This window comes from Micrococcus luteus, assembly GCF_014138885.1.
GTDB classification, from domain to species: Bacteria; Actinomycetota; Actinomycetes; order Actinomycetales; family Micrococcaceae; genus Micrococcus; species Micrococcus luteus.
Map to the genome: position 1 here is coordinate 2,304,368 of NZ_JACJIK010000001.1, position 22,062 is coordinate 2,326,429.

Sequence of the window (22,062 nt, forward strand, 5' to 3'; positions counted from 1 at the left end):
CGCACTCGAGGCGAGGCTCAGTCGGGGCGGCCGCCGTCCGGGTCGGGCGCGTCGTCCTCCGTCGGCGCCGGGCCGGCGTCGTGCCTCTCGTCCTGCGGCACGCCGGTGGCGGCGGCCATGATGTCCACCCGCGGGCCGCGCAGGATGGCGACCGAGACGTTGGTGAAGCCCGTGTTGGCGAGCAGCTCCGAGGCCTCCTCGTCCGTCAGGTCGTACGCGTGCGCGAGCATGCGCACGTTCTCCGTGTAGAAGGCGTGCAGGCGGTCGACGCCGCGCAGGAAGCCCAGAGTGTTCCCCATGGCGGGGAGCCTACCGGGCGGGCGTGGTGGGCGGGTGGCCGGCGGGTGAACGGCCGGTGGACCGGCCCGCCGGCCGCGGGGGACGACGGGCCGTGCCGCTCAGCCCTCGGCGCGGCGGCTGCGGCGGCGGACCAGCGAGACCTCCATGGTGCGGCCCTCGGTGCGGGTGCGCAGGTACGGCTGGTCCTCCACGAGGGTGGAGAGCTTGGAGTGCCCGAAGTCGCGCGGGTCGAAGTCCACGTGGGTGCGGCTCAGGTGCTGGCCGATCAGGGACAGCGTGGCCCAGCCGTCGTCGGTGCTCGTGGCGTTGACGGCCTTGGTGAGCGCGGCCTGCAGGTCGATGCGCGGGGCGGCGTCGGCCTCGTCGTGCTCGGGCTCGGCCTCGACCGGCACCTCGGGCGGGGTCGGGTCCTCGGTGACGTCCGACGACGACGCACGGCGGCCCCGACGGCCGGCCCCGGACTTCGCCTCCGCGACCTTCCCGTCCTTGCCGGCGGCGGCGTCCCCGGCGGGGGCCTCGTCGGCAGCAGGGGCCTCGTCGGCAGCAGGGGCCTCGTCGGCAATGGGGGCCTCGGCGTCCGCGTCGGTGGCCTCGGGGGTGTCGGTGGCGTCGGTGGTCTTGGCCCCGCGACCGCGGCCTCGACCACCGCGGCGGGACCCCGAGCGGCCGGAGCCCTCGGACGCCTTGGCGTTCTCCTCCTTGGCGGGGGCGTCCTCGCCGGTCTCGTCGTCGTCGACGTCGTGGTCCGTGGCGGTGCCGAGCAGCTCGAGGTAGATGAACTGGTCCACGGCGTTGCGCAGGGAGGCGGGGGTCTTGCGGGCGCCCAGGCCGATCACGCGCTTGCCGCCCTCGCGCAGGCGGGTGGCCAGGCGCGTGAAGTCGGAGTCGGAGGAGACGAGGGCGAACGCGTCCACGTTGCCCATCCAGAGCAGGTCCATCGCGTCGATGATGAGCGCGGAGTCCGAGGAGTTCTTGCCCACGGTGTAGGCGAACTGCTGGACCGGCTGGATCGCGTGGTGGTTCAGCGCCTTCTTCCAGCCGTTGAGGTTGGTCGTGGTCCAGTCGCCGTACGCGCGCTTGATCGTGGGGGTGCCGTAGGTGGCGAGCTCCTCGAGGATCAGGGGGGCGAACTTGGGGGAGACGTTGTCGCTGTCCATCAGGACGGCGATGCGCAGGGATGCGGGGGTGGGTTCGGGCATGTGTCCCACCCTAGTCGGCGGCGGTGCGCCCGTGGCCGGCGGTGACCGGGATCGCCTCCCGCTCGCCCCGGCGGGGGCGGGGCCGCGAGGCGGCGGCCACTGTGCCGACGACCAGCCCGACGAGCGCCGGGACCACCCAGCCGAAGCCGACCGCGTAGCCGGGCAGCACCCGGCCGGCCAGGCCCGTCAGGGCGGTGACGGGCGGCGTCGTCGCGAGCGCCTCCGGCAGGGCGCCCAGCAGGTCGAAGGAGGCGGCGAGCCCCGTGCAGGCGACCACCCAGCGGGCCACCGCCGGGCGGCCCCGCACCCAGGCCCAGGCGAGGCCGAGCAGGATGACGACGACGGCGATCGGGTAGAGGAACATCAGCACCGGGACGGACCAGGCGATGATCGCCTCCAGGCCCAGGTTGGCGAGTGCGAAGGACACCACGAGGAAGAGGCTCGCCCACAGCCGGTAGGACCCGGGGAACATCTCCGCGAACATCTCGGCGCACGCCACGATCAGTCCGATGCAGGTCTTCAGGCACGCGACGAAGACGATGGCCGCGATGAGGTACGCGCCCGCCGTGCCGAAGAAGTGGCTCGCGGTGCGGGCGAGGACGTCGCCGCCGTTCGCGGCCTGTGCGAACGCGCCGTGGCTCGTGGCGCCGACGTACGCCAGCGAGGCGTAGACCACCGTCATCGCCGCGCCGCCGAGCAGCCCCGCCTTGCCCAGCTCCACCGCCATGCGGCGCGGGCCCGTCACGCCCAGGCGCCGGGCGGCGTCGACGATCACGACCGCGAAGGCGAGCGAGGCGAGCGCGTCCATCGTGGCGTAGCCGTCCAGCAGGCCCCGCACGAGCGCCCCGTCGGCGTAGGCGGGGGTCGGCGAGGGCAGGGCGCCCGTGCTCATCGGGGCCACGACGGCGGCCGCCACCAGAGCGCCGAGCAGGACCAGGAACGCCGGGGTCAGGTACCGCCCCACCCACTCCATGAGCCGGCCCGGACGGAACGCCGCGACCGCGGCGACCGCGAAGAACGCCGCCGTGAAGCCGAGCAGCCGCAGGCCGCCGTCGCCCGCCAGGGGCGCGACACCGATCTCATAGGACACCGTGGCGGTGCGGGGGATGGCGAAGAGGGGGCCGATCGTCAGGTACAGCAGGCACGTGAACGCCACGGCGAAGCGCCGGGAGACGGGCGCCGTCATCTCACGGACCGAGCGCGCCCCCGTCACCGCCGAGGCGACGATGCCCAGGACCGGCAGCCCCACCGCCGTGACGAGGAAGCCGAGCGTGGCCGGCGTGACCGCGGCGCCCGCATCCCGGCCCAGGCCGGCGGGGAAGATCAGGTTGCCCGCGCCGAAGAACAGGCCGAAGACGAGCGAGGCCAGCAGCAGGGTCTGACCGGGGCGCAGGCGCGGGGGCATCACGGGCCTCTCGACGGCGGACGGGGCGCCACGACTGTACCCGGCGCGCGGTCAGCCTCCGCGCCTAGACTGGACGGGTCCCCGAACCAGGAGCGTGTGACCCCGTCATGTCCTTCCCGCTGCACCGTCCCCGGCGTCTGCGCCGGTCCGCCGCGATGCGCCGCCTCGTCGCTGAGACGCGCCTGCACCCCGCCGAGCTGATCCTGCCGGCCTTCATCAAGGAGGGCGCCGCCGAGCCCGTGCCGATCGCCTCGATGCCGGGCGTCGTGCAGCACACCGCGGACTCGCTCAAGGCCGCCGCGGCCGAGGCCGCCGAGCTGGGCCTGGGCGGCATCATGCTGTTCGGCGTGCCGACCACGCGCGACGCCGTCGGCAGCGCCGCCCTGGACCCGGACGGCGTCCTGAACCGGGCCATCCGGGACGTGAAGGCGGAGGTGGGGGACGGGCTCGTCGTGATGTCCGACCTGTGCCTGGACGAGTTCACCGACCACGGCCACTGCGGCGTGCTCACCGCCGAGGGCACCGTGGACAACGACGCGACGCTGGAGATCTACGCCCGGATGGGCGTCGCGCAGGCCGAGGCCGGTGCGGACGTGCTCGGCCCCTCCGGGATGATGGACGGCCAGGTCCGCGTGATCCGGGAGGCCCTCGAGGGCGCCGGCCACCACGAGACCGCGATCCTCGCCTACGCCGCGAAGTACTCCTCGGCGTTCTACGGGCCGTTCCGCGACGCCGTCGACTCCCAGCTCACGGGCGACCGCAAGACCTACCAGATGGACGCCGCCAACCGGAGCGAGGCCCTGCTCGAGGTCGCCCTCGACCTCGAGGAGGGCGCGGACATGGTGATGGTCAAGCCCGCGATGAGCTACCTGGACATCGTGCGCGACGTGGCGGACATGGCGGACGTGCCCGTCTCCGCGTACCAGATCTCGGGGGAGTACGCGATGATCGAGGCCGCCGCCGCGCACGGCTGGATCGACCGGAAGGCCTCGATCGTCGAGTCCGTGCTCTCCATCCGGCGCGCCGGCGCCGACTCCGTGCTCACCTACTGGGCGGCCGAGCTCGGCCGCTGGATGAAGGAGGGGTCCCTGTGACCGCGTCCCAGCCGACCACCAACGCCGCCGCCTTCGCCGCGGCCCAGGCCGTCATCCCCGGCGGCGTCGACTCACCCGTGCGCGCCTTCGGCTCGGTGGGCGGCACGCCCCGGTTCATGGCCGGCGCACGCGGCCCGTACCTGACCGACGTCGAGGGCAACGAGTACGTGGACCTGGTCTGCTCGTGGGGCCCCATGCTGCTGGGCCACCAGCACCCCGAGGTCGTCGAGGCCGTGCACGCCGCCGTGGACCGCGGCCTCGGCTTCGGCACCTCCACGCTGGAGGAGACCGCGCTGGCCGAGCTGATCGCCTCCAAGGTCCCGGTCGAGCGCGTGCGCTTCGTGTCCACCGGCACCGAGGCCACCATGACGGCCCTGCGCCTGGCCCGCGGCGTGACCGGCCGCAACCTGATCGTGAAGTTCGCCGGCTGCTACCACGGCCACTCGGACGGCCTGCTGGCCGCGGCCGGCTCGGGCGTGGCGACCGCCGCCCTGCCCGGCTCCGCGGGCGTCACCGAGGCCGCCGCCTCCGAGACCCTCGTGGTGGACTACAACGACCGCGCCGCCGTCGAGGCCGTGTTCGCCGAGCACGGTGAGCGCATCGCCGCGCTCATCACGGAGGCCGTGCCCTGCAACATGGGCGTCGTGGAGCCCGCCGAGGGCTTCAACGCGTTCCTGCGCGAGATCACCCGCCGCCACGGCGCGCTGCTGATCTGGGACGAGGTGCTCACCGGCTTCCGCGCCACCGCCACGGGCGGCTGGGGCCTGTCCGGACAGCCCGAGGGCTGGACCCCGGACATCTGGTGCTTCGGCAAGGTGATCGGCGGCGGCATGCCCGCGGCCGCCCTGGGCGGCTCCGCCGAGATCATGGACCACCTGGCCCCGCTCGGCCCCGTGTACCAGGCCGGCACCCTCTCCGGGAATCCGGTGGCCATGGCCGCCGGCCACGCCACGCTCTCCCGCGCCGACGAGGCCGTCTACGCGGCCGTGACGCGCGCCTCGGACGCCGTGCGCGAGGGCCTCGTGGCCGCGCTCGACGCCGAGGGCGTGGACCACTCGATCCAGCGGGCCGGCACCCTGTTCTCCCTGGCGTTCGGCACCTCCGGCACCGGCGTGCGGGACTACCGGGACGCCCAGGGCCAGGAGGTCTTCCGCTACGCCCCGTTCTTCCAGTCGATGCTGGCCTCCGGCGTGTACCTGCCGCCGTCCGTGTTCGAGGCCTGGTTCGTCTCCGCCGCCCACGACGACGCGGCGGTCACCCGGGTGCTCGACGCGCTGCCGGCCGCGGCGAAAGCGGCCGCGGCGGCGACGCCCCAGGGCTGAGACCCGGGTGCGGGTCGGGGCCGGGCGCTCAGCGCTCGGCCTCGACCGGCCAGTGGCGCGAGACGGTGGCCTGCGGGTCCTTGCGTCGCAGGTACTGCTCGAAGCTCTCCGCCTGCTCGGCCTTCCAGCGGACCTGCCGCTCGTGCAGGTCCGTCGGCGCCACGCGCAGCTGCTCGTACCGGGCGGCCAGGGCGTCGGCCACCTGGACGGCGGCGAGGGCGTCCGCCGCGGAGGTGTGCGCGTTCTCCAGGGTCACCCCGTAGTGCTCGGACACCGCGGAGAGCGTGCGCTTGCCCTTGCGGAACCGGTCCACCTGCTTGTCCAGCACGAACGGGTCGATCACGGGGCGGGCCTCGAGCGGCGTCAGCCCGTGGCGGCGCGCCTCCCGGTCCATCACCGTGAAGTCGTACACGCCGTTGAAGGCCACCACGGGGATGCCCGCGGCGAACAGGTCCCGCAGGGTCTCGGTGATCTCCGCGACGCCCTGCGCGGCGGGCATGCCCTCCGCCTGCGCCCGCTCCGTGGTGACGCCGTGGACCTCGGCCGCCTCGGCGGGGATGGGCACGCCCGGGTCCACGAGCCACTCGGCCGACGACGCGGCGCGGCCGTGCTCGTCCACCATCACCAGGGTGGCGGTCACGATCAGCGCGGTGCGCGGATCACGTCCGGTGGTCTCGAGGTCGAAGCCGGCGCGGATGCTCTCATGCCAAGTCACGCGCCTCACGCTACCCGGACCGGCGGACACGACAGGATGGGGTCGTGACCGATCACCCTGTGCTCCCCGGCGCTCGCCACCGCGACGACGGACCGCTCACCCTCGGCGAGGGGCTCGAGGCGCTCGCCCGTCTGGTCCCGCCCGGACGCGCCGTCAGCTACGGGGGGCTGGCCGGCCTGCTGGGGGTCGGCGGTCCGCGGCACGCCGGCCGGGCGATGGCCGAATCGAGCCCCGGCACGCCGTGGTGGCGCGTGGTCCGGGCCGACGGCTCGCTGCCTCCGGAGCTGGCCGCGCGGGCCGCCGTCGAGCACGAACGGGAGGCCACGCCCCGCACCCCGGCCGGGCGCGTGGACCTGCGCCGGGCCCGCTGGGAGCCCGACGACGGCGCCGCGCGGGCGATCCGTGCGATCGCCGACCGTATCGTGTCCGGGCCCGGTGCGAGGATGAGGCCATGACCAGGGAACACGGGGTGGACCCCTTCGACGACGACGCGGCGGCGCCGGAACGGGCCGCCCGGCTGGTGCGCACGGCCGCCGCGCCCGAGGACCGGATCACGCTCACGGACGAGCAGGAGGCGATCGCCTCGCTCGCCCCCGGGCACGGCGCCGTGCTCGTGCTGGGCGCCCCCGGCACGGGGCGCACCACCGTGGCGGTCGAGTACGCGGCCCGCCGGATCGAGGAGGGGCTGGACCCCGAGTCCCTCCTGCTGCTGGCCCCGAGCCGGGACGCGGCGGCGCGGCTGCGCGACGCCCTGACCCGCCGGCTCGCCGCCGCCGGTCGAGGCACCCGCGCCGTCACTCCCGTGCGGACCTGGTCCTCCTACGCGTTCGACCTGCTGCGCCGCGCCCGCGTCACGGGACCGCTGAGGCATCTGGAGGTCGCCCCCCGGCTGCTCACCGGTGCCGAGCAGGACACGGTCATCGCCGAGCTGCTCGAGGGCTACGCCGCCGGCCTCGCCGCCGCGCCGGACTGGCCGGCCGACGTCGCCCCCGCCGTAGAGGCGCGGGGATTCCGCCGCGAGGTCCGCGAGCTCGTGGACCGCATGAGCGAGCTCGGCCTCGAGCCGGGCCGCCTGCAGGAGCTCGGCACCGCCCACGGGCGCCCCGAGTGGGAGGCCGCGGCCGTGCTGCTGCAGGACTACCGGGACCGGATCGACCTGGGCATGGCCGAGGCGTTCGACGCCGCCGGGCTGCTGTCCGCCGCCGTCCGCGTGCTCACCGAGCGGCATCCCGAGGACCCGGAGCGCGACGCCGCGGCGCAGGCGTTCGTGGCGGCGGAGCGGGACCGCCTGGCCGTGCTCGTGGTCGAGGACCTCCACGAGGCCACCCCCGCCGTGCACGACCTGCTCACCGTGCTCGGACGCGGGCGGGACGTGCTGCTCACCGCGTCGCCGGACACCACCGTGGAGGGCTTCCGCGGCGCCCGGCCCGACCTCCTCGCCCGGTACCCCGGGGTCCTCGACCCCGATCCCGTGCCGGGGGCCGCCCCGCCCGCGTCCCCGGACGGGCGCGTCCGGGTGCTGACGCGCGGGCACCGCATGCGCGCCGAGGTCCAGGACGCCTACCTGCGCGTGGCCCGCCGGGCCCGCCAGCGCACCGCCGGCGTCGAACGGACCCGGACCGAGACCGTCCCGGCGGACGGTGACGGCGCCGTCCGCGCGCACGTCGTGCCCACCCGCGCCCACGAGGACCAGCTCGTCCTCGAACGGGTGCTGCGGGTCCACCACGAGGACGGGGTGCCCCTGGACCGGATCCTCGTGGTCGCCCGCTCCGGCTCCCGTGTGGCCGCGCTCGCCCGCCACCTGGAGGCCGAGGGCGTCCCCGTGCTGCGCGACGCCGCCGGGCTCGTGCTGAAGGAGGAGCCCGCCGTCGCGCCCCTGCTCACGCTGGTGGACGCGGCGGGGGCGCTCGCGGAGGATCCGGAGGCCCGGGTCGAGGACGTGCTCGACCCGGACGAGGTCGTGGGACTGCTCACCGGCCGGTACGGGATGGCCAGCGCGCTGCACGTGCGGCGGCTGCGCCAGGACCTGCTGGCCGCCGAGCGGGGCCGGGGCGGCCGGCGCACCTCGGACGCGCTGCTCGCCGCGGCCCTGCTGGACCCGAGCCTGGCCGGCCCCGAGCACGAGCGGCACCGCGCCCTGCGCCGCGTCCACTGGATGCTCCGGGACGGCCTGGAGGCCGCCCGCGCCCCCTCGGCCTCGCCCGAGACCGTGCTGTGGGCGCTGTGGTCCGCCTCCGGTCGGGCCGAGCGGTGGCGTTCGCTCGCGCTGCGGCCCGCCGAGCACGCGAACGACCGCCGCGAGTCCCGCCGGGCGGACGCGGACCTCGACGCCGTCGTCGCCCTGTTCAAGGTGGCCGAGCGCTTCGTGGACCAGTTCCCGGGCGCGTCGCCCGAGTCGTTCGCCGTCTACATGGAGTCCCAGGACCTGCCCGTGGACACCCTGGCCCGCCGTGCCGAGTCCGGTGACGCCGTGCACGTGCGCACCCCCGCCGCGGCGGCCGGCCAGGAGTGGGACACGGTGATCGTCGTGGGCCTGCAGGAGGGCGTGTGGCCGAACACCCGGCTGCGCGGCCAGCTGCTCGGCGCCACCGACCTCGTGGACCTCGTGACCCTGCCCGCGGACGCCCCGTGGCCCACGGACCACCGCACCCGGCTGCGCGAGGTCCGCCAGGACGAGCTGCGCATGCTCGCGGCCGCCGTCTCCCGGGCACGGCGCCAGGTGGTCGCCACGGCCGTGCGCTCGCCAGATGAGGGCCCCTCCGACTTCCTCGACCTGGTGGACCCGCCCGAACGGCTGCCCGCCGAGGCGCGCGACGCCGCCGGCGTCCGGCGGCTCACCGCGGTCCCCGACCCGATCACGGCGCCCGCGCTCGTCGGCCGGCTGCGCCGCGTCCTGGAGGCCGGGGACGAGGCGGACGCGGCCGACGGGGCGACACCCCGGGCGGCGGCGGCCGCCGGCCTGGCGGCCCTCGCCGAGGACGGCGTGACCGTCGCGGACCCCCGACGCTGGTGGGGCCTGCTGCCGCTGTCCACCGAGGCCGCGCTCGTCGACCCGAAGCACGAGGTCGTCGCGCTCTCGCCCTCCCGCGTGGAGACGGCCCTGCGCAATCCGCTGGACTGGGTGCTGTACCACGTCGGCGCGAACGCGGGCGGAACCCTCGCCCAGTCCGTGGGCACGCTCGTGCACTCGGTGGCCGAGCACCATCCCGAGGGCATGCCCGAGGACGTGCGTGCCGAACTGGAGCGCCGCCTGCCCGAACTCGGCCTGCCGGAGGGCTGGATCACGGAGATCGAGCACGACCGGGCCCGCGGCCTGGTGGACGCCTACATCGGCTACTGGAGCATCGCCCGGGCGGCCGGGCGTCGGCCCGTGGCCCAGGAGGTGCGGCTCCTCGCGGACCTGACCTGGGGCGGGACCACCGTCCGGATCACCGGCGTCGTGGACCGGCTCGAGGCGGACGCGCAGGGCCGGCCCTTCATCGCCGACCTCAAGACCGGCCGCAGCGCGCCCACCGGTGCGGAGATGGCGCGCCAGCCCCAGCTGGCCGCCTACCAGGTGGCCGTCCGCGCCGGCGGTCTGGAGCAGGTCCGGGACGACCCCGCCACCGACCCCGCCCTGCGCGCCGCGCTCGCCGGGCTGGAGCGGCCCGCGACGCCGGCCGGCGCGGCCCTCGTCCAGCTCGGCGCCGGCACCCAGAAGACCAAGGTGCAGGACCAGCCGGCCCTCGAGGACGAGGACACCTGGGCGCTCGAGCAGGTGTTCACGGCGGCCCGCCGCACCACGGGGCCGCGCTTCCTCGCCCTCCACGAGGCCGGCGCCCGTCGGTGCGCGCTGCCCTCCGTCTGTCCGCTCTGCTCCGAAGGAAGGCAGGTCACCGAATGGCCCCGCTGACCGGCGATCCCGCCGCCCCGATCGATCGCCCGCGCGTCGAGGACGCGGTCCACTCCCCGGGGGACATCGCGGCGCGGCTGCGGCTGCCCCCGCCCACGCAGGAGCAGGCCGAGGTGGTCACCGCCCCGCTCACTCCGCGCCTGGTGCTGGCCGGCGCCGGCTCCGGCAAGACCGCCACCATGGCCGACCGCGTGGTCTGGCTCGTGGCCAACGGGCTCGTGCGCCCGGACGAGGTCCTCGGCGTCACGTTCACCCGGAAGGCGGCCGGTGAGCTCGCCGAGCGGATCAACGGGCGCGTGGACGCCCTGCTGCGCTCCGGCCTCGAGATCCCCGGCTTCGACGGGGAGCCCGAGGACCTGGGCCGCGCCTCGGTGTCCACGTACCACTCCTACGCCGGCGCGCTCGTCAGGGACCACGGTCTGCGGATCGGCGTGGAACCGGAGGCGCGGCTGCTCGGGGGCGCGGAGGCCCACCGGCTCATGGGCGCCGTCGTGCGTTCGCATCCGGTGGTCGCGGACACCCTCGGCGTGGCCCCGTCCCGGCTCATCACGCAGGCGTTGCGGCTGGCCGGGGACATGGCCGAGCACCTGGTGACCGCGGACGAGGTGCGCGGGTTCCTCGCCCGGCTGGCCGAGCAGGGGAGCGCCCTGCCGCTGCCCCCGCGCGCCAAGACCCCCTCGAAGGAGATCCAGGAGTTCCTGACCGGTCTGGCGGACCGCGCCCTCATGGCGGACCTCGTGGCCCGCTACGACGAGGTCAAGCGCGAGCAGGACGTCATGGACTTCGGTGACCTGCTGCGCCACGCGGCGCGCATCGCCGTCGAGGTGCCGGCGGCCGGCGAGCAGGAGCGCGCGCGGTTCCCCGTGGTGCTGCTGGACGAGTTCCAGGACACCTCCCACGCCCAGATGCGGATCTTCGCCGGGCTGTTCGGCCCGCGCGGCGCCGAGGACGACGCGCTCGGGCTGGGGCACTGCGTCACCGCGGTGGGCGACCCCCACCAGTCGATCTACGGCTTCCGCGGCGCCTCCGCCGGGCAGCTCTTCGCCTTCCCGCACGCCTTCCCCCGGCTGGAGACCGGCCCCGGCGGCGCTCCGCGGCGTGTGAACGCGGACGTCTCGCACCTGACGATCGCGTGGCGCAACGAGGAGTCGATCCTGGCGGTCGCCAACGCTGTCGCCGCACCGCTGAACGCCCACGCCGCCGCGACGGGCGGCGCGCCGGTGAAGGTGCGCACCCTGCGGCCCCGGCCGGGCGCGGGGGAGGGCGTCGTCCGGGTGGACCGGTTCGTCACCGCGGAGAAGGAGGCCGCCGACGTCGTCGCCCGCCTCGGCGCCCTCACCGGGGCCGGGCCCGGGGGGACCACCCCGAGCCGCGCCGTCCTGTGCCGCACCCGCGCCCAGTTCGGCCCCGTGCTGGACGCGCTCGACGCCGCCGGCCTGCCCTACGAGGTGCTCGGGCTCTCCGGGCTGCTGGCGCTGCCGGAGGTCGCCGAGGTGCTCGCCGTCCTCCACGTGCTGGCCGACCCCACGCGCAGCGACCAGCTCGTCCGCCTGCTCACCGGCCCGCGCTGGCGCATCGGCGTGGCCGACCTCGAGGTGCTGCAGGAGCGCGCCCGGTTCGTCTCGCGGCTGCGGGCCCGGCGGGCCGGCGGTGGGCGGGAGGACCCCGCCGGGGACGCCCCGGACCCGGCCCGGGACGTGAGCCCCGAGGAGGACGCCGACGCCGCCGCCCTGCTGGAGGCCCTCGACTCCCTGCCCGGGGAGGGGACGGACTGGGTCGGCTCGCGCGGCCGCGGCTTCTCACCCGAGGGCCTGGCCCGACTGAGGGCCGTCAACGCCGAGCTGCGCCGGCTCTCTACGCGCACCGGGGAGGACCCGGCCGACCTCATCGCGGAGGTGATCCGTGAGACGGGGCTGGACGTCGAGGTGGCCCTGCGGCCCGGCGTCTCCGCGGCCGCGGCCCGGCGGCACCTGAACGCGTTCCAGGACGCGGCCCGCGACTTCGGCGCCGGCACCACGGCGACGGACCTGACGGCGTTCCTGGCCTGGACGGAGTCCGTCCTCGAGCACGAGGACGGCCTCGGCGTCGAGAACGCCGAGCCCACCCCCGGCCTGGTCCAGGTGCTCACCGCGCACGCCTCGAAGGGGCTCGAGTGGGACGTCGTCGCGGTCCCCGGCCTGCAGGAGGGCACGTTCCCCTCCACGCGGGCGGACCGCTGGACCAGCCCCCGGGCCGGCGCGCTGCCGTGGCCCCTGCGCGGGGACCGCGCGTCGCTGCCGCAGTGGGACGGCTCGTGGGCGCAGGACCAGCGGGACTGGGTCCAGTCGGCCGGCACCGGATACAGCTCGAAGGCGGCCCAGGAGGGCAACCCGGACCCCTATGCCGTGGCCGTGGCCGCCCACGCCGAGCGCGAGGAGCGGCGCCTGGCCTACGTCGCGTACACGCGCGCGCGATCCGCCCTGTGGCTGAGCACCTCCCTGTTCAAGGGAGTCAACAAGGAGCCCCTGCCGGCCTCGGCCTTCCTCGAGGAGGTGGCCGGTCTGGCGGGGGAGGTGCCCGGCGTCGCGCTCGGCCCCGCCCCCGCCGAGGACGACCTGCCCGAGGCCAACCCCGCCGCGGGCCGGACGCTGGTCGCCCGCTGGCCCTTCGACCCGCTCGACGGCCCGGAGGCCTTCGTCGCCGACCCGGAGGACCCCGAGGACGAGGAACGCTGGCAGCCGCTGCCGCGCCGCTCCCGGGCCCGCCGGCACGGGGTGGAGGCGGCCGCCGCGGCCGTGCACGCCGCGGACCCGGCGGCGCTCGGGGACGACCCGGAGCTGGCCCGCCAGGTGGACTGGGTGCTGCTGCGCCGCCGGGACGTCGCCGGGACGGGCGGGGAGACCGCCCTGCCCGAGCACGTCTCCGTGTCCCTCTACGGCGAGCTCGCCGCCGACCCGCAGGCCGTGGCCGAGCAGCTGCGCCGGCCCCTGCCCCGGCCGCCCGCGCACGCGGCGCGGCGCGGCACGGCGTTCCACGCGTGGCTCGAGGAGCGCTTCGGGGCCACCGGCATGCTGGACATCGACTCGGCCGAGGACGCCGCGGACCTGTGGGTCGACGAGGCCCTCGACCTCGGCCCGATGCAGGAGTGGTTCCGCTCCTCGCGCTGGGCGGAGCGCACCCCGGCCTTCGTCGAGGCCCCGGTCGAGACGACGGTCGGCGGGATCACACTGCGGGGCCGGGTCGACGCGATCTACCGCTCCGGCGGCGACCCCCGCCTGCCCTTCGACCCCGAGGCCGACTGGGAGCTCGTCGACTGGAAGACCGGCGCCGTGCCGCGGGGCCGCGACCTCGAGCTCAAGTCGCTGCAGCTGGCCGTCTACCGGCTCGCCTGGTCACGGCTGCACGGGATCCCGCTGGAACGGATCGGGGCCAGCTTCGTGTACGTGGCCCACGGGCAGGAGCGCTCCTTCCCGGACCTGCCGGGGGAGGAGGAGCTCGAGCGTCACATCACGGACGCCCTGGCCCGCCGTTGATCGGCCGCACCACCTCGACGGCGGGCAGCGGGCCCGTCTCCGGGTCCGCGGTCCTCGCGGCCGCGGCCTCCCGGGCGTCCTCCGCCGCATCCCGGGCGTCCTCGGCGGGGTCGGCGGCCGCGTCGGCCTCCGCCTGGCGCGCGGCCGCCTCCTGCGCGGCGCGCACGTCGCCCTCGAGCTCGGCCAGCATGGCCTCCGCCTCGGCGACCATCCCCGCGTCGTGCCGGTCCAGGCCCCGCGTGAGCCACTGGGCGAGGGCGAACTCGGCGAGCAGCGCCGCACGGCGCATCAGGTGGGCGTCGCCGTCGTCGGCGGCCCCCGCGTCGGCCCGCCGGGCCGCGTAGGCGTCGAGGACGCGGTCGGCCAGGTCCGGGTCCGTGGCGGCGGCCAGCCAGGCGACGTCGCCGGCCGGGTCGCCCACGTGCAGGTCCGTCCAGCCCGTCACGCCCACCACGCGGCCGCGCTCGAGTAGCAGGTTGTCCTCGTGCAGGTCACCGTGCACAGGCACCGGGGTGAACCGCCACAGGGCCTCCTCCTCCATGGCCTCCTCCCAGCGGCGCAGCAGCAGGGGCGGCACGCGGCCGGAGGTGGCCGCCTGGTCGAGGGCGTGGAGGTGACGCTGCCGGATCTGCTCCGCCGTGTAGGAGGGCAGGTCCGCGTGGTCCACGACATCCGAGGGCAGCGTGTGGATCGCGGCCAGCACACGGCCCACGTCCTGCACCGCGGGCTCGCCGAGCCGGGCCAGCTCATCCAGGGTGACGGGACGCCCGGGCATGTCCTGATAGACGAAGGTGCGCAGCCCCTCGAGCCGCACCGCGCCCGCCACGGAGGGCGTGCGGAACGGCAGGCCGGCGCGCACCGCCGGGGTCAGGCCCGCCAGCACCTGCAGCTCCGTCTCGAGACGGATGCCCGCCTCCGGGGTGCGGGGCGAGCGGACCCGCCACCGCTGGCCCTCACCGTCCACGACGACGGCGGTCGAGAAGTCCGCGGGGTCGTCCGGGCTCGCCTCCGCGGAGACGGGGGCGAGGCCGGGGACGGCCGCGGCGGCCAGGGCTGCGAGACGAAGGGGCTGACGATCCACCCCTCCAGCCTAGGCGCGGAACGCCCTCCCCCGTCGTCGGGCGCACCGGAGACGGGTCGCTAGCCTGGACGCATGGCCTCCTGCCCCCCGTCGTCGTCCGACCCCACCGCCGCACCACCCCTGGCCCTGCCGCTGGCCCGCGAGGAGCTGGACCGCGGTGCCGTGGCCCGCCTCGACCCGGGCCACCTGGCGGCGTCCTGGGCGCGCGAGGGGACGGAGGTCCTGTGGCTGCAGGGCGGCCGCGCACCCGTCGCGGACGGCCGGCTCGTCTTCACCGCGCCCTCCGGTCCCGTGCCGGCCGAGGCCGCGTATCTGGGCCGCGGCACCGCGGCGGACCGGGGCCCGCACGGGCGGGAGCGCGAGGTGGTCTCCGTCGCCGTCGAGCCGCCGGCGGCCCTGCCCGAGGACGCGGCCGCCGCGCTCGCCGACGCCGTGTGGGTCGGCCTCCGCGATGCGGCCGCCGCCCTCAGCGACGCGGACACCGGGCTGTTCGTGGCCGCCGTCGCGAACGCCAACTGGCACGCCACCCACCGCTTCTGCGCGTTCTGCGGCGGCGTCACGGACGTCGAGGCGGCCGGCTGGGTGCGTCGCTGCCGCGACTGCTCCCGGGAGCAGTTCCCGCGCACGGACCCGGCGGTGATCGTGGCCGTCATCGACCCGGCCGGGCGGATCCTGTTGGGCCGCAACGCGGCGTGGCCCGAGGGGCTGTACTCCTGCCTGGCCGGGTTCGTGGAGCCGGGGGAGTCCCTGGAGCACGCGGTGGTCCGGGAGATCGCGGAGGAGTCCGGGATCACGGTGACGCACCCGCGCTACCGCGGCTCCCAGCCGTGGCCGTTCCCGCGCTCGCTCATGCTCGGGTTCACCGCCCTGGCCCCGGCCGGCGTCGAGCCGGTTCCGGACGGCGAGGAGATCCTCTCCGTGCGCTGGTTCGAGCGGAAGGAGCTCGCGCATCTGGCCCGCGAGGGCGACGTCACCCTGCCCGGGGCCGTGTCCATCGCGCGGGCGCTCATCGAGGATTGGTACGGTGGGATGCTGCCCGATGCGCAGACCCTGATCACCTAGGAGGACTCGTCCCGCATGAGCACTCCCGACGAGATCCTCCGCGGCCTCGACCCGGAGCAGCGCCGGGCCGCCACGGCCCTGCACGGGCCCGTCTGCATCCTGGCCGGCGCCGGCACCGGCAAGACCCGCGCCATCACGCACCGCATCGCCTACGGCGTGGCCTCCGGCGTCTTCGACCCGCACCGCACCCTCGCCCTGACCTTCACGGCGCGCGCCGCCGCGGAGATGCGCACCCGCCTGCGCGACCTCGGCGTGGCCGGCGTCCAGGCCCGCACGTTCCACTCGGCGGCCCTGCGCCAGCTGCAGTACTTCTGGCCCCAGGCCGTGGGCGGGCCCATGCCCTCGCTGATCGAGAACAAGGTGCGCCTGCTCACGGAGGTCGCCCAGCGCATGCGCATGACCGTGGACCGGGCCGGCCTGCGCGACCTCGCCGGCGAGATCGAATGGGCCAAGGTCTCCCTGCACGCCCCCGAGGGCTACGCCGAGGCCGCGAAGGAGCGGGAGATGCCCGCCGGCTGGACCGCCACCACCGTCGCCCGTCTCTACACCGGCTACGAGGAGGCCAAGACAGCCCGGAACATGATCGACTTCGAGGACGTGCTGCTGATCCTCGTGGGGATCCTGTCCACCGAGCCGCAGATCGCGGCCACGATCCGGGACCAGTACCGCGTGTTCGTGGTGGACGAGTACCAGGACGTCTCGCCGCTGCAGCACCGCCTGCTCGACCTCTGGCTCGGCGACCGCGGCGACCTGTGCGTCGTCGGCGACGCCTCTCAGACGATCTACTCGTTCACGGGCGCGACCTCCCGCTTCCTCACCGACTTCCGTGAGCGGTATCCCGCGGCCACGGTGGTCCGTCTCGTGCGTGACTACCGGTCCAGCCCGCAGATCGTGGAGGCGGCCAACCGCCTGCTGGCGGACCGCACCAAGGCGGGGGAGCGGGACCGCACGATGCCGCGCTGGCCCGACCCCCTCGAGCTCGTCTCCCAGCGGCCGGCCGGCCCCGACCTCGTGTTCGCGGAGTGCACCGACGACGAGGCCGAGGCCGGCTGGGTCGCAGACCGGATCGCGGCGCTGATCGACGACGGCGTGCCGGCCTCCGAGATCGCCGTCCTGTTCCGCACCAACGGCCAGTCCCAGGCCTTCGAGACGGCGCTGTCCTCGGCGGGCATCGGCTACCAGCTGCGCGGCGGCGAGCGGTTCTTCTCCCGGCGCGAGGTGCGCGACGGCATCCTGCAGCTGCGGGCCGCCGCCCGCGCCGCCCAGGACCTGACGGGCGACGACGTCACGGACCGGGTGCGGGACGTGCTCTCCTCGCTCGGCTACTCCGCCGAACCGCCGGCGGCCTCCGGCGCGGCCCGTGAACGGTGGGAGTCCCTGCACGCCCTCGTCAACCTCGCCGACCAGCTCGCCACGACGCGCGGGGCCGAGTTCACGTTGACCGAGCTCGTGGCCGAGCTCGACGAGCGTGCCCAGCACCAGCACGCGCCGACGGTGCAGGGCATCACCCTGGCCTCGCTGCACTCGGCCAAGGGCCTCGAGTGGGACGCGGTGTTCCTCGTGGGCCTGTCCGAGGGGCTCATGCCGATCTCCTTCGCGGAGACCCAGGCCGAGGTGGACGAGGAACGGCGCCTGCTCTACGTGGGCATCACGCGTGCCCGCCAGCACCTGTCGCTGACGTGGACGCTCTCGCGGGGCACGGGCGGGCGCTCCACCCGGCGGCCCTCCCGGTTCCTGTGGGCCATCGACCCGACCCTCGGCGGCACCCGCGAGCACGCCCCGGCCCGTGGTTCCGCGGCGGGCCCGACGGCGCCGCGGCGCCGGGGCGCGAAGGTCGCCGTGTGCCGCACGTGCGGCAAGCCCCTCGAGACGGGAGCCGAGCGCAAGGTCGGCCGCTGCCTGGACTGCCCCGCCACCTACGACGAGGCGGTGCTCGAGGAGCTGCGCGACTGGCGCACCCGCACGGCCGCCGAGATGCGGATGCCCGCGTTCGTGGTGTTCACGGACGCCACCCTCGTGGCCATCGCCGAGGCCATGCCGAAGACCCCGGCAGAGCTGCTGAAGGTGCCCGGCCTCGGCAAGTCCAAGCTGGAGAAGCACGGACCGGAGCTGCTCGAGCTGCTGCACGGCACCCCGGCGGCCTGAGCCGCGGACCCGCGCTCCGTTCCGCCGGCGGCGCCGACCCCCTCAGAACGCCCAGCCGAGCGCGTCCGGGTCGCAGGCACAGCCGGGCCGGGGGCGGACCCGCACCCGGCGCGTGCGTCCCGTCACCCGATCGGCCCGCAGCACGCCGGGGGCCGGTCCGGCCCGCAGCGCGTCCACGGTCAGCACGGCGGCCCGCAGCGCCGCGAGCCCGTCCACCTGTCCCCGGTGCGCCGACGGGCCGGGCGCCGTCGGGGCATCGGGGACGCCCGTCGGATCCGCGGGCCATCGGCACAGCGGGCACCCGCGCACCCCGGGGGCGCACCACGGTCCGACCGTGACCGCCTTCGGTCCCACCGTGACCGGCAGCAGCGGGTGGTCGGCGGCCAGGGCCTGCGCGGCCAGGTCCGCGTCGAGCACGGACCCCACCGCCACCGTCGCCTGCCCCACGAGCACCGGCACCGGGCCGTGGTGCGCGTAGAGGCGCAGCCCGGGGGCCACGTCGCCCAGCCGGCGCGCGAGCGCACCCGCCCGGGGCCGACCGAGGTCCCCGGGCAGCAGGCCGGTCCCCAGGTCCGCGGCGTCGACGGGCCGCGGATCCCACAGGGCCAGGCGCAGCGCCCCGGCCCCCGCCAGGGCGTGGGCGATCGCCGCGCCCACCGCGTCGAGGCCCGCCACATGGACGTCGGTCGGCGGGGCCCACACCCCCGGCTCCGGCGCTGACGCGGCGGTGTCATGAGGGACGGTGGTGACGGTCTCGGCGACGGTGCGCACGGCTCTCCTCTCGGCTCGGTGCCTCCCACCCTGCCAGGGCGCCCCCGGACCGCGCCGGATTGTCCACAGCCTGCGGCCCATGCCGGAGAATGGCCCGATGCGCCCTGTCCCGCCCGCCCCCGGCCGCCCTCCGCGTGCCGTCCCGGCCGCCCACCGCGGTCCCGCCCGCGAGAGCACCGACCTGGACTGGGAGGGCACGCCCGTGCGGCTCGTGCGCTCCACGGCCCGCACCCGCACCGTCTCGGCGGCGTGGCGCGACGGCCGCCTGCAGGTCAACGTCCCGGCCCGTCTCTCGGCCGCGCAGGAGCGCGAGTGGATCGGCCGGATGGTCGCGAAGGTGGGCGCACGCGGTGGGACGGGGCAGCCCGCGGCCGACCCGGACGGCCGCCCCGCCGACGCCCGCTCCGACGACGCGCTCCTGGCCTGGGCGGGACGGCTCTCGGCGGCACACCTGGGCGGGCGGGCCCGTCCGGTCTCGGTCACGTGGTCGGCCCGGCAGCGCCGCCGCTGGGGCTCGTGCACGCCGGGGCGCGGCACCATCCGGCTCTCGACGCAGCTGCGCGGCATGCCGGACTGGGTGGTGGCGGCGGTGCTCGTCCACGAGCTGGCCCACCTGCTGGAGTCCGGACACGGCCCGGCCTTCCGACGCCTCGTGGACCGGTACCCGCGCTACGCCGAGGCGATGGCCTTCCTCGACGGGGTCACCTTCGCCGAGGGCCGCGGTCGCACGGCGCCGGACCGGTGGGCGGAGGACGAGGACGCGGGTTGACACGACGGCGGGCGGCCCGCACCCGAGGTGCCGGGCCGCCCGCGGCCGTCGTGCCGAAAGGGGCTCAGCCCTCGCGCGGCGCGTCGCCGAAGCCGCCCTCGAGGAGCTTGCGCAGCTCGTCGTCGAGGGACTCGGTGCTGGCGTCCGCGGCGGAGCGGCGCCCGGTGTACCCGGCGGGGTCCTCGAGGTCCTCCGCCGTGGGCTGACGCTCGGGATGGCGCCAGATCTCCTCGCGATACTCCGTGCCGTGCTCGGCCGTGACGTGCTCCCAGAACGCGGCGGCCTCGCGCAGGCGGCGCGGGCGCAGCTCGAGGCCCACGAGGGCGGCGAAGGCCTGTTCGGCCGGGCCACCCGAGGCGCGGCGGCGGTTCATGGTCTCGCGCAGGGCGGCCGCCGACTCGAGCGGGCGCGCGGCCTCGGCGACCACCACGTCCACCCAGCCCTCCACGAGGGCGACGAGCAGCTCCAGCTGGTCCAGCGCGGCCTGCTGGGTGGCGTCCGGGGCGGCGATGAAGGACGCCCCGTCGAACACGGCCTGCAGGGAACCGGGGTCCATCGGGTCCACCGACTGCGCGGCCCGCTCGATGCCCTCGGTGTCCAGGCGGATGCCCGCGGCGTACTGCTCGACGGCGGCGTACAGGTCCCGCTCGAGCCACGGCGAGTGCAGGAACAGGCGCATGCGTGCGGCCTCACGCAGGGCCAGGTAGATGCGGATCTGGTCGTCCGGCACCGAGAGCCCGTCGCCGAACTCCTCGATGTTCACGGGGACGAGGGCGAGACGGTGGCCGGCGACGGGCAGGCCGATGTCCGTGCCCGAGAGCACCTCCTTGCCCAGGGCGCCCACGGCGCCCCCGAGCTGCAGGCCGAACATCGTGCCGCCCATGTTCTTCAGCATGGGCTGCAGCCCGCCGAGCAGGGAGGCGTCCATGCCCTCGGGGAGCTGACCCGGCAGCTGCTGCTCGATGGCCGCGGACATCGCACGGGACATCGAGATGGCCACGGGCTCGGTGAGCCGGCGCCACTGGTCCATGGTCGCCTCCACCCACTCGGCACGGGACCAGGCCACGCCGACGCTGCCGACGGGCTCGGTCTGCGTGACGCCGTCGAGCCACAGCTCGGCCAGCCGCAGCGCCTCGTCCACCTCGCGTCGCGCGAACGAGCCGACGGCCGGGTCCTCGCCGGCCACGGCCTGGCGGGCGGCCTGCTTCGCCAGAGACCAGTTCACGGGGCCGTCCGAGCCGGAGCCGGAGCTCATCATCGCCTGGAACTGGGCCATGGCCTGCTGCATCATGGCCGGATTCAGCTGGGACGGGTCGAAGGGCACCCCGCCGGGGCCGCCCAGGCCCTCCATGGCGCGTCGGACTTCGTCCGGGTCGGGGCCCTGGCCGCCGAAGAGCTGCCGCAGCATCTCCTCCAGGGGGTCGCGGCCGTCGTCGGATCCGGGCGTGCGCGCGTCGTTGCTCATGTCTCCAGCGTATCCGCGTCGGCGCGACGCGCCCGCCCTCCCGACGTCGCGGCGGCGCGGTTCGCCCATGGCGCACGGCGTCGCGCGGGGCAGGCGGGGGTCGCGGCCCCGCGTAGACTGGTGTGACCGTCGCCGCGCGGCCCGTGCCCGGCGGCGAGGACGGCCCGATCAGGACCCCCAGGAAAGACGGTGTCGCGTGCGCGCAGTGCCCTCGAGGACCACCCGCGCCGCCCGCGTGCCCTTCTCCGGATGGCTCGCCCTGGGCAGCGCCGGGCTGGCACTGCTGGCCCCCACCCCCTACATCCTCGAGGGCCCCGGCCCCGCCGTGGACCTGCTGGGCGAACGCGAGGGTCGACCCGTGCTGCGCGTCGAGGGCGGCGAGGCGGACCCGGGTGAGGGGACCCTGCACATGACCACCGTGATGGTCGGGGGTCCTCCCATCGGCACCACCTCCCTGCTCGATCTCGGCCGCGGCCTGACGGACCCCGCCGTGGACGTGGCCCCGCGCGAGCTGATGTATCCCACCGGCGTCACCTCCGACGAGGTCGGCGAGGCCAATTCGGCGGCCATGTCGGACTCCCAGCAGACCGCGACCGCCGCGGCCCTGCACGAGCTCGGACGCGAGGTGCCCCAGCGGCTCGTCGTGCAGCAGCTCGTGCCCGGCGGGCCCGCCGAGGGCGTCCTGCGGGCCGGGGACGAGGTGATCGCCGCCGAGGGACGGCCCGTGGCCGACCTGGAGGCCGTGCGCGCCGCCGTCGGGGCCGCGGGGCCCGACCCGGTCACGCTGACGGTCCGCCGGGACGGCGTGGAGCAGGACCTCGAGGTGCCCGTGGCGGCCGCCCCCGAGGGCGCACCCCAGCCGTGGCAGATGGGGGCCCTGATCGAGTCCGCCTACGACGTCCCGGTGGACGTCGAGCTGACCGTGCCGGACATCGGCGGGCCCTCGGCGGGTCTGATGTTCGCGCTCACCGTGATCGAGCGGCTCACCCCGGGGGCGATGACGGGGGGCGCCCCGATCGCCGGAACAGGCACGATCACGGGGGACGGCGTCGTGGGCCCCATCGGCGGGATCCCGCAGAAGGTGCGCGGCGCCGCCGAGGCGGGGGCCACGACGTTCCTCGCCCCCACGGCGAACTGCGAGGAGCTGGCCGGCCGTGTGCCCGAGGGTCTGACGGTGTACCCCGTGGACACGCTGGGCCAGGCCCGCGACATCGTCGAGGCGGTGGCCCGGGGGGAGAGCCCGGCCGCCGCCCGGACGTGCGGCTGAGCCGACGCACACCAGGACCACCAGACCACCAGACCGGACGACATGTCCGGGGCGCAGCGCCCC

The 22,062-nt window shown here is 76.2% G+C and carries 16 protein-coding genes; 9 read left to right on the forward strand and 7 right to left on the reverse strand.

From position 1 onward, the window contains the following. Positions 1-17 precede the first annotated feature (17 nt). From HDA34_RS10730 to brnQ, 3 genes are all read right to left on the reverse strand, one after another. Positions 18-299 (reverse strand): hypothetical protein, encoded by a 282-nt coding sequence (locus tag HDA34_RS10730; RefSeq protein WP_134377034.1) that lies wholly within the window; start codon positions 297-299, stop codon positions 18-20. Positions 300-398: 99 nt separating this feature from the next. Further along, a complete protein-coding gene (locus tag HDA34_RS10735; RefSeq protein ID WP_134377033.1) occupies positions 399-1,499 on the reverse strand; it encodes an NYN domain-containing protein in 1,101 nt (366 codons plus the stop codon). 10 nt (positions 1,500-1,509) lie between these two features. Then, complete coding sequence (gene brnQ, locus HDA34_RS10740) at positions 1,510-2,904, reverse strand: branched-chain amino acid transport system II carrier protein (protein ID WP_036381103.1); 1,395 nt, start codon at positions 2,902-2,904, stop codon at positions 1,510-1,512. A gap of 107 nt (positions 2,905-3,011) precedes the next feature. Between brnQ and hemB the strand changes: the two genes are divergently transcribed. After that, positions 3,012-3,998 carry a porphobilinogen synthase gene (gene hemB / locus HDA34_RS10745; protein WP_036381100.1) on the forward strand — a complete coding sequence of 329 codons (987 nt, stop codon included), beginning with the start codon at positions 3,012-3,014 and terminating at the stop codon, positions 3,996-3,998. Then, positions 3,995-5,320 (forward strand): glutamate-1-semialdehyde 2,1-aminomutase, encoded by a 1,326-nt coding sequence (gene hemL / locus HDA34_RS10750; RefSeq protein WP_036381097.1) that lies wholly within the window; start codon positions 3,995-3,997, stop codon positions 5,318-5,320. The genes hemB and hemL overlap by 4 nt, the downstream gene beginning before the upstream one ends. Positions 5,321-5,348: 28 nt before the next feature. On the opposite strand, the gene HDA34_RS10755 is transcribed toward hemL, so the two are convergent. Continuing rightward, positions 5,349-6,035: a 3'-5' exonuclease gene (locus tag HDA34_RS10755; protein WP_036381094.1), complete on the reverse strand. Its 687-nt coding sequence runs from the start codon at positions 6,033-6,035 to the stop codon at positions 5,349-5,351. A gap of 44 nt (positions 6,036-6,079) precedes the next feature. On the opposite strand from HDA34_RS10755, the gene HDA34_RS10760 reads away from it, so the two are divergent. Genes HDA34_RS10760 through HDA34_RS10770 form a run of 3 tightly spaced genes read left to right on the forward strand, consistent with a single transcriptional unit; the run spans position 6,080 to position 13,439 of the window. Further along, positions 6,080-6,490 (forward strand): MGMT family protein, encoded by a 411-nt coding sequence (locus HDA34_RS10760; RefSeq protein WP_098092311.1) that lies wholly within the window; start codon positions 6,080-6,082, stop codon positions 6,488-6,490. Then, positions 6,487-9,927, forward strand: a complete 3,441-nt coding sequence (locus HDA34_RS10765; protein WP_134377032.1) for an ATP-dependent helicase — start codon at positions 6,487-6,489, stop codon at positions 9,925-9,927. The genes HDA34_RS10760 and HDA34_RS10765 overlap by 4 nt, the downstream gene beginning before the upstream one ends. Then, positions 9,915-13,439 (forward strand): ATP-dependent helicase, encoded by a 3,525-nt coding sequence (locus HDA34_RS10770; protein ID WP_134377031.1) that lies wholly within the window; start codon positions 9,915-9,917, stop codon positions 13,437-13,439. The genes HDA34_RS10765 and HDA34_RS10770 overlap by 13 nt, the downstream gene beginning before the upstream one ends. Here HDA34_RS10770 and HDA34_RS10775 read toward each other — a convergent pair. Further along, a complete protein-coding gene (locus HDA34_RS10775) occupies positions 13,414-14,520 on the reverse strand; it encodes a phosphotransferase (protein WP_134377030.1) in 1,107 nt (368 codons plus the stop codon). The two genes, HDA34_RS10770 and HDA34_RS10775, sit on opposite strands and share 26 nt — an antisense overlap. A gap of 72 nt (positions 14,521-14,592) precedes the next feature. Between HDA34_RS10775 and nudC the strand changes: the two genes are divergently transcribed. Together nudC and HDA34_RS10785 are read left to right on the forward strand one after the other, a co-directional pair. After that, positions 14,593-15,582, forward strand: coding sequence for an NAD(+) diphosphatase (gene nudC, locus HDA34_RS10780; protein ID WP_036314348.1), 990 nt, complete (start codon positions 14,593-14,595; stop codon positions 15,580-15,582). Positions 15,583-15,597: 15 nt separating this feature from the next. After that, positions 15,598-17,727, forward strand: coding sequence for an ATP-dependent DNA helicase UvrD2 (locus HDA34_RS10785; protein ID WP_041105123.1), 2,130 nt, complete (start codon positions 15,598-15,600; stop codon positions 17,725-17,727). Positions 17,728-17,769: 42 nt separating this feature from the next. Here the strand turns inward: HDA34_RS10785 and HDA34_RS10790 are convergent, their stop codons facing one another. Beyond that, positions 17,770-18,498 (reverse strand): ThiF family adenylyltransferase, encoded by a 729-nt coding sequence (locus tag HDA34_RS10790; protein ID WP_134377029.1) that lies wholly within the window; start codon positions 18,496-18,498, stop codon positions 17,770-17,772. Between the two features lie 97 nt (positions 18,499-18,595). On the opposite strand from HDA34_RS10790, the gene HDA34_RS10795 reads away from it, so the two are divergent. Continuing rightward, positions 18,596-19,267: a M48 metallopeptidase family protein gene (locus tag HDA34_RS10795; protein WP_041105127.1), complete on the forward strand. Its 672-nt coding sequence runs from the start codon at positions 18,596-18,598 to the stop codon at positions 19,265-19,267. A 64-nt stretch (positions 19,268-19,331) separates the two neighbouring features. Here the strand turns inward: HDA34_RS10795 and HDA34_RS10800 are convergent, their stop codons facing one another. Further along, positions 19,332-20,732, reverse strand: coding sequence for a zinc-dependent metalloprotease (locus tag HDA34_RS10800; protein WP_041105129.1), 1,401 nt, complete (start codon positions 20,730-20,732; stop codon positions 19,332-19,334). A gap of 196 nt (positions 20,733-20,928) precedes the next feature. Between HDA34_RS10800 and HDA34_RS10805 the strand changes: the two genes are divergently transcribed. Continuing rightward, positions 20,929-21,999: a YlbL family protein gene (locus HDA34_RS10805; RefSeq protein ID WP_233437066.1), complete on the forward strand. Its 1,071-nt coding sequence runs from the start codon at positions 20,929-20,931 to the stop codon at positions 21,997-21,999. The last annotated feature ends 63 nt before the right edge of the window (positions 22,000-22,062 follow it).